Source organism: Rheinheimera nanhaiensis E407-8 (assembly GCF_000296695.1).
GTDB lineage: Bacteria > Pseudomonadota > Gammaproteobacteria > Enterobacterales > Alteromonadaceae > Alishewanella > Alishewanella nanhaiensis.
The window spans coordinates 30,198-42,628 of sequence record NZ_BAFK01000027.1; the positions used below are offsets into that span (position 1 = coordinate 30,198).

The following is a 12,431-nucleotide window of genomic DNA, read 5'->3' on the forward strand; positions in this document are numbered from 1 at the left end:
CCCCGGGTGTTAAGGTGTGTAAGTGGTTACGCCCAGTACATCGGCTACCGGTTCAGCTTTTTGCCGCGCCAGGATATGCTGTGGTGCGGTATCGCGGCGCAGGCCCATGTCGCGTTCGGTACGAATAACGTCGCCGCGTAGTGAGTTACTGAACACATCGGTAATCTTCACATCGACAAACTGGCCAATCATATCCGGTGTGCCAACAAAGTTAACTACCCGGTTATTTTCGGTGCGGCCGGTCAGCTCCATAATGTCTTTTTTCGACGGGCCTTCTACCAGTATGCGCTGCTCGGTACCTAACATGCCGCGGGCAATTTTCAGTGCCTGCTGGTTAATGCGATCCTGCAAAATGTACAGCCGCTGCTTTTTCGTCTCTTCGCTGACATCATCCGGCAGATCAGCCGCTGGCGTACCGGGGCGGGCGCTGTAGATAAAGCTAAAGCTCATATCAAAGTTAATGGCGGCAATTAGATCCATCGTGGCCTGAAAATCGGCGTCATCTTCACCCGGGAAGCCGATGATAAAGTCTGACGACATGCTTAAATCGGGGCGGATTTTCTTCAGCTTACGGATTTGCGCTTTATATTCCAGCGCCGTGTGGCCGCGTTTCATCAGGTTTAAAATACGATCTGAGCCGCTTTGCACCGGCAGGTGCAGGTGGTTTACCAGCTCGGGCACATCGCGGTATACCTCGATAATATCGTCGGTAAACTCTACCGGATGCGAAGTGGTATAGCGAATACGGTCAATACCGTCAATCGCCGCCACTAAGCGCAGCAGTTCAGAAAAATGGCAGATGCTGCCATCAAACTTCTCGCCACGGTAGGCGTTCACGTTTTGCCCCAGCAGGTTTACTTCGCGCACGCCTTGCTCGGCGAGCTGGGCAATTTCAAACAGCACGTCATCCAGCGGCCGGCTGACTTCCTCACCGCGGGTATAAGGCACCACGCAGAAGGTGCAGTATTTCGAGCAGCCTTCCATAATGGACACAAAGGCTGTTGGGCCTTCGGCTTTAGGCTCGGGCAAACGGTCAAACTTTTCAATCTCCGGGAACGACACGTCGACCACCGGTGATTTGTTGCCGTGCACTGAGTTAATCATCTCTGGCAGACGGTGCAGCGTTTGCGGGCCAAATACGATATCGACAAAGGGCGCGCGCTCACGGATAGCGGCGCCTTCCTGCGAGGCAACACAGCCACCGACACCGATCACTAAATTCGGATTTTTTTCCTTCAGCGGACGCCAACGCCCTAACTGATGGAATACCTTCTCCTGGGCTTTTTCCCGGATCGAGCAGGTATTTAGCAGGATCACGTCTGCTTCTTCTGCCTCTTCGGTCAGGGTATAGCCATGAGTGGCATCCAGCAGGTCGGCCATTTTGGATGAATCGTATTCGTTCATCTGGCAGCCCCAGGTTTTAATGTGCAGCTTTTTGCCCATTGCGTGTTATTACCTGTATTGTCACTTGGAAAAAAGGGAGCGTATTTTAGCCTGTTCACGCCGGCGTTGCCAGCATTGGCTGAAAATCATGAGTGCAGCGCAGGGCCGGCATCGGTTTACTCACGCCAACACGCCGTGAACCCATCCCTGGGGGCTCGATTATGAACTTCATCCGTGAAGTTCACCCTGTCGGGTCAGCGGAGCTGTTCAAATTCGTTCCTAACGAATTTGTCAGCATCCTGGCCTGCAACGGTTGGCTTAGAGTAAACCGATACCGACCTTTTTTAATTCAGCTGTACAGTCGTCACAGCAGCCTTTGCCGGGTGGTAATATAACCGGCATAAAAAATCACCAGCACGCCGCCAAGCCAGGCCAGCGTAACCGGCTCTTGCCAGAATAAGTAACCAAATAGCCCGGCAAATACCACGCTGCTGTAAGTCCACATACCAATATCACTGGCCGGTGCTATGGCATAGGCGCGGGTCATTGCCAACTGGCCAATCGCCGCCAGCACGCCCATGGCCACAAAGGCCAGCCACACCTCGTTATTCAGCGGCTGCCAGTAAAAAGGCAGCGGTATTGCCGACAAAATGGCGGTTAACAGCGAAAAGTAGAACACAATACGTACCGCCGGCTCTGTGTCTGACATATAGCGGATGGTGGTTTTGGTTACCGCCACCAGCACAGCGGATAACAGCCCCACCAGCATAATGCTGTCCAGGCCGCCGCTGCTGCCGGGCAGTGCCAGCATCACGCCGATAAAGCCGAGTAAAATGGCAAACAAGGTCAGCTTACTTGGCCGCTCTTTTAACCAGAAGCGGGCGATAATCGGCACAATAAAGGGCGATAGCAACAGCACCAGCATGCCCTGCGCCAGCGGCAGGCGCGCCAGCACATAGAAGAAACAATACATAGAGATAATGCCGGTCAGCGCGCGGCTGAGGTGTAAATACCAGCGGTTGGTTTTGAGCAGGCTAACACCATGACGGTACAAAAATGGCAGCATTAACAGCAGGGCAAAAAAATTGCGGAAAAATACCACCTGCGCCTCTGATGCGGTAGCACTGGTAAATTTTACCACCGCGCCAATGCCGGCAAAGCAGGCTTCTGCCAGCAATAACAGCAAGGCACCTTTGAACAGGGGCGTTAACATACAGATCCGGCGACAGCGTTGGGGCAGGCCAGTATACCAGAGCCGTGCAGCCTGCTGCAGCGGTGTTTAACGTACTAATCGTAAGTTATCCGCTACCTGACGCAGCGGCTTAGCCGCTTACAGCTCGCATTGTAAAAAGGCTGGCATAGCGTCGGCCGGCATCGGCTTGGCAAACAAATAGCCCTGGATCAGATAGCAGTGGCGGCGGTTAAAAAAGGCCAGTTGCTGCTCGGTCTCTACACCTTCTGCCACGCAATACATGCCCAGGCTGTTGGCCATACTCAGCATGGCTTCAATAATGGTTTCATCACTGCTGTCGATACCAATATCCTGCACAAAGCTGCGGTCAATTTTAATGCCGTCAATCGGCAGCTCTTTTAAATATTTCAGTGAGGAGTAACCGGTACCAAAGTCATCCAACGCCAACTGTACGCCCAGTTCGCTTAATGCCAGCATGGTTTCGATGGCGCTTTGATGGTCGCGCATCAGCGCACTTTCGGTCACCTCAAAGCGCAGATAACTGGCGGACAAATTGTACTTTTGCAGCAAGCCGCGCACATAGTCGGCCAGCGCCGGTTGCTCCAGATGGCGGGTCGACAGATTAACTGACAGGTATAACAGATGGCCATCGTCATGCCACTTGGCTAAATCGGTCAGTGCACGCTCCAGCAAGTCGTGCGTCATGTTAATGATCAGCCGCAGCTCTTCAGCCAATGCAATAAACTCGGCTGGCGAGACAATGCCTTCGCTGCTTTGCCAGCGCAGCAGCACTTCAGCGCCAACCACCTGACGGGTTTGGCTGTTGACGATGGGCTGGTAAAAGTTGACAAACTCATCGTTGTGCAGCGCTTTTCGTAAACGGGTTTCCCGCGCCAGCCGCATATGGGCTTTTTCGTTCATTTCAGCGGTAAAGAACTGAAAATTATTGCGCCCGGCTTCTTTGGCATGATACATGGCCACGTCGGCATGTTTTAACAGCTCACCGGCGCTTAGGGCATCCTCAGGATAAACAGCAATACCAATACTGGGCGACACGCCCACCGTATGCGTGGCCAACAGCATAGGTTCGCTGACCACGCTTAGCATCTTACGCGCCACATGGCTGATATTGTCCTCAGCTTTGTAGCCTTCAAGCAGCACGACAAATTCATCGCCACCCAAACGGGCGACAGTATCGCTCTCACGCAGGGTTAAGGTTAGCCGGCGTGCCACTTCTTTTAACAGCAAGTCGCCGATGTCATGGCCGAGGGAGTCGTTAATTTGCTTAAATTTGTCCAGATCGATAAAGCAGAGCGCCAGCGAGCGTTTATCGCGCTTGGCCTGATCAATGCCATGATAAATTCTGTCCATTAGCAGCGCGCGGTTTGGCAGGCCGGTTAAGGCATCATAATTGGCCAGATAACGCAGTTCATCTTCGGCCTGTTTTTGCGCGGTAATGTCGGTAAACACTAACACAAAGAAGGTTTGTTGTTGCTGCTCGCCAATAGCGCTGATATTAATCAGGGTGGGGCGCTCTCTGCCATCGGGCGTGATCACCTGCTCTTCGCCTTGCCAGTGCTGGCCGGGTTGTAGCTCTTTTAACAGCTTGGTGTAAAAGCGCCGCCGCACCAGGCTGATGCCCAAATGGTGGGTGCGCGGCTGCTCCAGATAGTGCTCCATATTGCCAAAAGCGGCGGCAAACGACTGGTTGGCAGCCAGCACCCGCTGACGATGGTCAAGAATAACCACCCAATCGCGGGTTTGCTGAAAGGCTTCGCCAAATAAGCGGGCTTTTTCCTGGTTGGCGCGGGTTTCGGTAATGTTGCTAAAAGTGCCCACCACTTTTTGCAGCTTGCCGTCTTCGCCAATGTCGGTAGCCTTGCCCTGATCACGAAACCATAACCACTGGCCTTGCTGATGCTGCATGCGGTAGGTGCAGTCAAAGCCGCTACTGGTGTCATGCAAAAAACGCTGCCACTGACTGGCGAAGCTGGTACGGTCGTCCGGATGGATCAGTGTCATATGCTGCTGCATGGTCAGCGGGTTGATATTTTCCGGGTAGCCCAGCATGGTATGAATACGGGCGGCATACAACTGATTGGTGTTGGCGCTCCATTCCCAGGCGCCACTGTTGACCGACTGCAGCGCTTGTTTTAACCGCTGTTCGCTGAGTTGTACTTTCTGGTGTGCTTGTTGTATCTCGGCATGTTGCCGGCGGCGAAAGCGATATAATTTGTAAGCGGCCAGCGCCAGTAGCAGCAAATACATCAGCTTCGCCCAGCCCGATTGCCAGGGGGCGGCTTGTACGGTCAGCGTCAGAGTGGCCGGTTCACTCTCTATGCCTGAGTCGGGCGATAGGGCTACCACATGAAATTGATAGTTACCCGGTTTTAGCTGTGGGAACATTACACTGTTATCACTTTGTAGCGGAAAGTTGATATTGCTGGCACCGCTGAGCCAATAGCGATAGCGCATTTTATGGTTATAGCTAAAGCTCATAGCGCTAAAGTCCAGCGTAATGCCCAAATCCTGATGCGACAGCGTAAAGTGGCGGTTATTCAGATTGCTGTACAGTGGCTTAAGCTCGCCGCTTAACACCCGGATGCCGGTGATAATCACATCCGGCGTTACCGGCGGCTGTTGCAATAACGCCGGTTGTACCAAGGTCACGCCACGCATCGAGCCAAAGGCCAGCTGACCGTTATCCAGCATGGTCGCGGCGCCACTGTTGTATTCGTGGGTATCTACGCCATCATCCCGGCTAAACAGTTCAATTTGTAGCAGGTCGGGGTTTAGCCGGGCCAGGCCTTTATGCGATGAAAACCAAATCTCGTCAAACTGATCCGTCTGCAGGCTGTAGATGGCATCGGACACCAGGCTTTCGCGGATATTAAAGCGGTGCTGTAGCGTTAATGTCTGGGCATCAAAGCCAAGCAAACCGATACCGGAGATACCGACCCACAGCCGGTTGTGTTTATCCAGCACGGCAGTATCGGCAATACGCTGTGACTGCGGCAGATAGTTATCGTGCCGGTACAGTAGCCGTTGCTGGCCGCTATCGGGCTGCCACAGCCAGACTTCATCCGGTTTACTGACCAGCAAGCTGGTTTGCCGGCTGGGTAGGGCGGCAAATATCAGGCTATTACTACTGGCATCAAGGGCGGCAAATTTTGCGGTTAAATCTTCCATCCGGCCGCTTTGGGTATGGTAGCGCCACAGTTTGTCCTGGTGGAAAAAATACAGCTGATGCTGATGGGCAAAAAAGCCGTAACTGCGATGATCAAACAAGCGCTCGTCCGCAGCATTGGCCAGTGGCAATGGCTCAGTAGCGGCGGTTTGTGGGTTAAACAACTTAAGGCCAATACCGGTGTGCAAGAACAAGTGGCCATTGGGGGCTGGCAGGAGCTGAATGACAGTGCCATCGTGATAATAGGCCTTAGGATCGCTTGATACAAAGTGCTGATTGATGGTGTTATTGCTCAAATCAATCTTATTCAGGCCATTAGCAGTGCCCACCCACAACATGCCCTGATGGTTTAACATGCTGTACACCCGGTTATCACTAAGCTGCTGTGCCGGCCCTGTCAGTTGGCTGAGATTTTCAAATGCCTCACTGCGCGGCTGCCAGTAATAAGCGCCATCATCACGTGAGGCCAGCCAAAAGCCACCGTCCTTATCAGCAACAATATCCAGAATACTGTTATCTGACAGCGCCAGTTTGGCTTCATTAAAGGACAGCAGTGTGCTCAGTTCGCCCGTTAGCGCGTTAAAACGCAGTAAGCCCAGCTCGGTCGGTACCAGCGCTTCGTCGCCCTGCCACAACAGTTGCCAGATATTACGCTTAGCAATCTCAGTGTTAACCTTATAGGGCCTTTGTTGCTGCAGGTAAGCGTCAAGCTCAGGCAGGCTAATGCTATACAAGCCTTCAACGGTGCCAATCCACAGTTTGTTATGCGCGGTACTTAGCACCTTTACGTGCTGTTGGTCGACACTGCTGTTGCTCAGGTCAACATGGGCGATAAATTGCGGCTGGCCAGTAGTAAGGTCATAAGCGATGACGCCATTATAGGCGGCAAGTAAGGCATAGTGCTGGTATAGATAGACGCGGCGTAGCCAGCCGTCAGCCTGACCAGCCTCTGTTAAATCGAACAATTTACGGGCACTGCCATCCTGGCGGGAGATTTGCAACAGGGCGTAATCGGTGATGGCTAACAGGTTGTCGTTATCCTGCTCGACAAGGTCAACAAAGGCATAGCTGTGCAGCGTTTCAAACTGCTGCTGCAACTGTGTCAGCAGGGTCATTAAGCCGCTTTGGCTGTTGTAATAGTACAACTGGCCACTTTCGGTGCCGGCATAAATTTGCTGATTACGGCTTAGCAGTAAGCGGCTGAATGATACTTCGCGCAGGCCGTAATCGGCGGTACTTAACTGTACGATTTGGTTACTGTCGTAGCGGTTTAAGCCACCGGCGGTGGCCAGCCATAAAAAACCGTCCTGATCGAGCATTAAATCGTTAATGCTACCCTGAGATAAGCCCTGATCCGGCGTTAGCGGCCGTAATAGCGGCGCTGCAGGCAGGCTAAAGGCACTGAGTAGCACCAATACTGCGGCGTATCGCAAAAACTGCGGCAGAAAATTCACAGTAACTCCCGTTTGGTAGCTTTATACATATTATTGGTGCTACACCTGTGTCAGGTGTAAAAACATATAACGAGACGATGGCGATTGTCCAGCACCGCTCACCAAGCCAACTGCCGTTATTCTGCATTGCGTTAACGGCTTAGCGCAGTGTCAACACCCACTGCAACAGACCAAAGGCTAACAGCAAAAGAAGCAGCAGGCCCTGCATAAAAGCCAGCATTTTTGCTGCGCCGGCAATATCTGCAGCTTCAGGCTCATGTCGTTGGGTTAATCTGCTGCGGCTTATCTTAGGTTGCTGATAATACACTGGCCCGCCCAGGCTGCGCTGAAGTGCCACGCTGGCACAGCCCAGTAACCAGAATGACAACAGATTGATATTTAACCTGGGCTGACGCGCCTGATGATAACAGCGCTTAATACCATGTTGTATTGCCAGTATCAGTATGCAGAGTAATTGCGGCGGGGTGTTTAAAAGCCGTATAAGCATAGCGGCAGGCCGGCCAAAATAGCGATACGTGGGCAGTTTGCAGTTCCATTGTTGCTGTACCAGCAGTAACAGGCGGTAGCTGAAGGCCGCCAGGCCAGCGCCGAGCAGAAAATAACACAGCACCCCGATCAGGCTGGTGCTGGCGCGCAGTACCAGGCTTTCAATCACCGCTTTGCTTAATCCCATGGCCGACAGCGTTTGACATTGCCGTAGCAGCAGCGGCTTAGCCGATTGGCGCGCCAGGCTTAACTGGCCAGCTTGCAGCTGCTGCTGCACCAACATGGCCTGGCCGCGCTGGTTTTGCCAGTCCAGGCTCAGGTACAGCAATAAGGCGTCCAACGCATAAGGCAGCTCAGATACTGCATACAGCGCATAACCTAACGCAATAAAAGGCAGGCAAAATACCAGTAACGCCAAAGTGCCGGAAATATACAGTTGCTGGCGCGGGCGGTTGGGGTCGGGGTTAACTTTATTGCCCAACTGGCGGCAAAGAAAACGCAGCGCCGTCAGCGGGTGATAAGCGTCGGGCAGGGGTAGCAGGCGGTGCAATAACAGCACCGCCAGCAGCAAAGGTGGGTAGACGCTGAGCCCGTCTGGCCACATGTTATAACTTCACGTGTTGTAGCCGTTGTAGTAGCTCCAGCACCATGGCTGAGCTGTGTTTGGAGGCCACTTCCAGATAGGCTTCAAATGACTGCGGCGATTCTTTACCGGCAATGTCGCTTAAGCTTCTGATCACCACAAAGGGTGTGTTTAGCATGTGGCACACCTGTGCAATCGCTGCGCCTTCCATCTCCACCGCCAACATGGCAGGGAATTGCTGGCGGATAGTGGCAATGCGCACAGGGTCGCAGATAAAGCTGTCGCCGGTGGCGATCAGGCCCTTTTTGGTGTTACAAAACCCCAGCTTGGTAATGCTCTGCTCGGCGGCTTCAATTAATTTAGGATGGGCAACAAAGGCGGCTGGCATTTGCGGTACCTGGCCCATTGCGTAACCAAAGGCGGTCACGTCTACGTCGTGATGGCGCACCTCAGTGCTTATCACCACGTCACCCACGTTAAGCTCGGGGTCAAAGCCGCCGGCTGAGCCGGTATTTACCACCGCAGCGGGCTTAAATTGCTGGATCAACAGCGCCGTAGCCAGTGCGGCGGCTACCTTACCAATACCTGATTGCACTAACACCACCGGCATACCCGCCAATGTGCCCTGATAAAAGGTGTAACCACCGCTCTGGTGTGTGGTCACTTCACTGATTTGCTCTCGCAGCAGCGCCACTTCCGGCTCCATGGCGCCAATAATACCAATAACTTGCATAAGGGATCTCTGAACAAACAACAAGGCCCTTAGTATAAAGGGCCTGTCGGTTAAAATCCCGTCTTTCTTCTGGGTTATTGCCAGGCGATTTAGTGCGACAGCACTATGCTCCCCGCCGCCTTATTGTCTGTCAGCGTGCCGTTTTGATAATCACGGAGCGCTTGCTCTATCTCTGCCACGCTGTTCATCACAAAGGGACCGTATTGTACTACCGGCTCATTAATGGCTGCCCCTGCCAATACCAGCAGGCGGCAGGGCGCTGTGCTGTGTAGCGTCAGGCTATCGCCCTGGCTTAACACACCGGCATGATGCTCGGGTACCCGGCGCGGTTCGTTGCTGTCAATTACCTGCACATCGCCCTGATACGGATAAACAAAGGCGGTATGGCCAGCCGGCAGTGCTAATGTCAGCCTTTGGTCGGCGTTTAGCGCGACGTCGTAATACTGCGGCGCTGTGCTAAGCCCCTGAATCGGGCCACCCTGTTTAGCCTCTGCCGTTTGCACGGTACCGGCAATCACTTTAATATGGCCCTGTGGCAGCACAAGGGTGGGGATTTGCTCTGGCGCGATATCGACATAAGCGGCCGGTTTCATTTTTTCTGCCGCAGGCAGGTTTAGCCATAACTGAAAGCCTTGCATTAAGCCTTGCTCCTGCTGCGGCATTTCAGAGTGAATAATGCCGCGTCCGGCAGTCATCCACTGCACACCACCGCTTTTTAGATGGCCCTGGTTGCCCAGGTGATCTTCGTGCAGCATATGGCCTTCGAGCATGTAGGTCACGGTTTCAAAACCGCGGTGCGGGTGGGGTGGAAAGCCTTTAATGTAATCACCGGCTTTGTCTGAGCCGAAAAAGTCCAGCATGAGAAAAGGGTCCAGCCGGCTGTGCTGGTTTTGCCCCAGGCTGCGTTTAATTTTGACACCGGCGCCATCTGAGGTGGCTACCGATGGGATCAGGCGTTGTAGGCTACGTGTTGTCATGATGACCTCCGGGCAATTTTTGCCATTAGATACCAAGCAAAACAAAAAGAAAATGGCATATTTGTCCGCTTTTTATCCGAAAAAATAGCATGGTTGCTGAGTGTAGCAGTTCAGCCAGTGTTAATTCTGCGCCGTTAAGCTGACGGCACTTTGGTTTAAGCATTAACCGCCGGTGGCTTAGGCGGTAACACAAGGAGTATCACCATGAAAAAGACCCTGTTCGTTGCAACCTTGATGGCGGCCGCTTTTGTCGGCGCTGCGCAGGCTAATGTGAAATGGGATTATGTCGGTGCCGGTTACACTGACGCCGGTGGCGATGGCCCATACGTTGAGGGTTCATACCGGTTGGATGGTAACTGGGTAGTCGATGCTACCTTTTCGCGCTTATCCAGTGGGCCTTTTGATGTAAACCTGCTGCAAGCCGGTGTTAACTATCTGACAGGTTTTAAGCTGGACTTTTCACCAACCACGCAAACCTATTTGTTAGCCGGTATCGAGCATGCGTCTGGCGATGCGGATGACACTGGTGGTTATGGTGGTGTTGGCCTGCGCCATCCGTTAACACCACAGGTAGAGCTGTATTCAGAAGCGACCTATCATTCTATTGGCGATGATCACGGTAGCCTGGCTGGCGGTATTGCGTTTTACTTAAGCCCGGACTGGGCGATCCGCAGCAATATAGCGCTAAACAGCGGCGATACCAAAAATGAGTTCCGTTTTGGTGTCAGCTACCAATTCTAAGCCCTAAGCTTTGTGCTTTATCACAGCAGCGCCTTATGGCGCTGCTCGTGTTTTAACAGCCAGGCTTTTTTCTCCAGCCCGCCGGCATAGCCGGTTAGCGTGCCATTGGCGCCAATTACCCGATGGCAAGGCACAACAATGGCAATAGGGTTACGGCCATTGGCCGCGCCAACTGCCCGCACCGCCTTAGGGTTAGCGATATGCCGGGCAATATCGGCATAGCTACAGGTGCTGGCAAAGGGCACCTTGCCCAACGCTTGCCACACCTGCTGCTGAAACGCCGTGCCGCTGGCGGCCAGCGGCAGCGAAAACTGCGCTAAGCGCCCGGCAAAATAGGCTGTTAGCTGCGCTGCTGCCGTCTCGGTCAGCATTGATGGCTCTGCTTGGCCACTATGGCTGACAAAGGCCACTTCGGTAATGCCGCTGTGGTTTGCACTTATTTTAACCGCACCGAGCGGGCTGTCGATAAATTGGTAATACATGCTGATGTCCTGAATTAACTGGCTAAACGAAACCATAACTGTAAGGTGGCATAGCTGCGCCAGGGAGCGAGGTGCTCATGCTCAAATGGCTGCGGCTGCTGGCCGGCCGTTTTCAGCGCCTTTTTTATGCCTAAATCATCGGCCAGCCAGATGTCGGTGTCCGCTAAACCACGTAACTTAGCGTAACTGACCGTCCAGCGGCCAATGCCTTTAATACTTAACCACTGCTCAGGATCGGCATCTGGTGTGCTTAATACCAGCTGCGCCAGCGCTTTTAAGGTCTCGCGCCGGGCCTGCGGCACTTTAATCATCTGCAGATCGCTGTCTATTACCGCCCGCGGCGTGGGAAACAAGCGGCGTTGGTTATCCAGCGGTTCACCCAGCGCCAGCACCAGCCGGTTAAGCTGAGTGCGGGCGCCGGCAACACTGACCTGCTGGCCCAACACCGCGCGGACTCCGGCTTCCCAACTGTCCCACACGCCAGGTATGCGCAGGCCGCTTTGCAGGCCGCAGGCAAACAGTGCTGAGCCACTAAGAGACTGCTCAATCTGCAGTATATTGGCGTCCAGATCCAGCAGTTGCCTTATCTTTTTTACCAAATTTAACAAGCCCTGAGTGCCGGGCCAGCACAAGCTGAGCAGCAGGTTGTCGCCAGTGCCGGGTGCCACTTCAAACCAGCCACGCTGGCCATTAAAGCAAAAGCTGCGGCCATAACAATTACCGCGCACCCAGTCGACGCCATCCAGCGTGCGGGCGCGCCAAAATGTCAGTAATTGCTGCCACGCCAGCGGCGGGCGATAACTGAGTGTCAGCTGCAGCATTGTGCTGGGGGGGCTGCTGCGACGGCGGATCGCCGTTGGGCACAATTTCACTTGCTGTAAAAAAGCATCATTAAAGCGCCTGACGCTGTTAAAGCCGGCCTGATAGGCAATGGCCGTGATCGGCAAATGAGTTTCGTGTAGCAGCTTTTTCGCAAACAGTATTTGCTGGCATAGCGCGTATTGTTTCGGTGCTATGCCCAGATGCTGCTGAAACAACTTGCGCAGGTAACGCTCGCTTACGCCCAGCCGTTCGGCCAGTTGCTGCTGGGTGTGTTGTTGTAATCCACCTTCGTCTATTAAGCGTAATGCCCGTTGTAAGGTGGTGTGGCTGCCAAGCCAGGCCGGCGAGCCCGGCGCACTGTCGGGCCGGCAGCGCAGGCAGGGCCGAAAGC

The 12,431-nt window shown here is 53.7% G+C and carries 9 protein-coding genes; 1 reads left to right on the plus strand and 8 read right to left on the minus strand.

What is annotated here, in order from left to right; genetic code table 11:
- Window positions 1–9 precede the first annotated feature (9 nt).
- From miaB to RNAN_RS16710, 6 genes are all read right to left on the minus strand, one after another.
- Window positions 10–1,443, minus strand: a complete 1,434-nt coding sequence (gene miaB, locus RNAN_RS16685) for a tRNA (N6-isopentenyl adenosine(37)-C2)-methylthiotransferase MiaB (protein WP_008223948.1) — start codon at window positions 1,441–1,443, stop codon at window positions 10–12.
- 304 nt (window positions 1,444–1,747) lie between these two features.
- Window positions 1,748–2,596 (minus strand): DMT family transporter, encoded by an 849-nt coding sequence (locus RNAN_RS16690; RefSeq protein ID WP_008223951.1) that lies wholly within the window; start codon window positions 2,594–2,596, stop codon window positions 1,748–1,750.
- A gap of 117 nt (window positions 2,597–2,713) precedes the next feature.
- Window positions 2,714–7,216 (minus strand): EAL domain-containing protein, encoded by a 4,503-nt coding sequence (locus RNAN_RS16695; protein ID WP_008223952.1) that lies wholly within the window; start codon window positions 7,214–7,216, stop codon window positions 2,714–2,716.
- Window positions 7,217–7,355: 139 nt separating this feature from the next.
- Window positions 7,356–8,306 (minus strand): cobalamin biosynthesis protein CobD/CbiB, encoded by a 951-nt coding sequence (locus tag RNAN_RS16700; RefSeq protein WP_008223953.1) that lies wholly within the window; start codon window positions 8,304–8,306, stop codon window positions 7,356–7,358.
- 1 nt (window position 8,307) lies between these two features.
- Window positions 8,308–9,018 (minus strand): 5'-methylthioadenosine/S-adenosylhomocysteine nucleosidase, encoded by a 711-nt coding sequence (mtnN, locus tag RNAN_RS16705; RefSeq protein ID WP_008223954.1) that lies wholly within the window; start codon window positions 9,016–9,018, stop codon window positions 8,308–8,310.
- 89 nt (window positions 9,019–9,107) lie between these two features.
- Window positions 9,108–9,995, minus strand: coding sequence for a pirin family protein (locus RNAN_RS16710; protein ID WP_008223955.1), 888 nt, complete (start codon window positions 9,993–9,995; stop codon window positions 9,108–9,110).
- 204 nt (window positions 9,996–10,199) lie between these two features.
- On the opposite strand from RNAN_RS16710, the gene RNAN_RS16715 reads away from it, so the two are divergent.
- Complete coding sequence (locus RNAN_RS16715; protein ID WP_008223957.1) at window positions 10,200–10,736, plus strand: outer membrane beta-barrel protein; 537 nt, start codon at window positions 10,200–10,202, stop codon at window positions 10,734–10,736.
- Between the two features lie 20 nt (window positions 10,737–10,756).
- Here the strand turns inward: RNAN_RS16715 and RNAN_RS16720 are convergent, their stop codons facing one another.
- Together RNAN_RS16720 and RNAN_RS16725 are read right to left on the minus strand one after the other, a co-directional pair.
- On the minus strand, window positions 10,757–11,218 hold the full coding sequence (locus tag RNAN_RS16720; protein WP_040552415.1) for a methylated-DNA--[protein]-cysteine S-methyltransferase: 462 nt from the start codon (window positions 11,216–11,218) through the stop codon (window positions 10,757–10,759).
- Window positions 11,219–11,232: 14 nt separating this feature from the next.
- Window positions 11,233–12,431: AlkA N-terminal domain-containing protein (locus RNAN_RS16725; protein ID WP_040552398.1), on the minus strand; the 1,199-nt coding region annotated here is incomplete at its 5' end.

Bases quoted from the DNA above. Each gene is read 5' to 3' on its own strand.
- miaB (WP_008223948.1), bottom strand. From the start codon at position 1,443: ATGGGCAAAAAGCTGCACATTAAAACCTGGGGCTGCCAGATGAACGAA.
- RNAN_RS16690 (WP_008223951.1), bottom strand. From the start codon at position 2,596: ATGTTAACGCCCCTGTTCAAAGGTGCCTTGCTGTTATTGCTGGCAGAA.
- RNAN_RS16700 (WP_008223953.1), bottom strand. From the start codon at position 8,306: ATGTGGCCAGACGGGCTCAGCGTCTACCCACCTTTGCTGCTGGCGGTG.
- mtnN (WP_008223954.1), bottom strand. From the start codon at position 9,018: ATGCAAGTTATTGGTATTATTGGCGCCATGGAGCCGGAAGTGGCGCTG.
- RNAN_RS16710 (WP_008223955.1), bottom strand. From the start codon at position 9,995: ATGACAACACGTAGCCTACAACGCCTGATCCCATCGGTAGCCACCTCA.
- RNAN_RS16715 (WP_008223957.1), top strand. From the start codon at position 10,200: ATGAAAAAGACCCTGTTCGTTGCAACCTTGATGGCGGCCGCTTTTGTC.
- RNAN_RS16720 (WP_040552415.1), bottom strand. From the start codon at position 11,218: ATGTATTACCAATTTATCGACAGCCCGCTCGGTGCGGTTAAAATAAGT.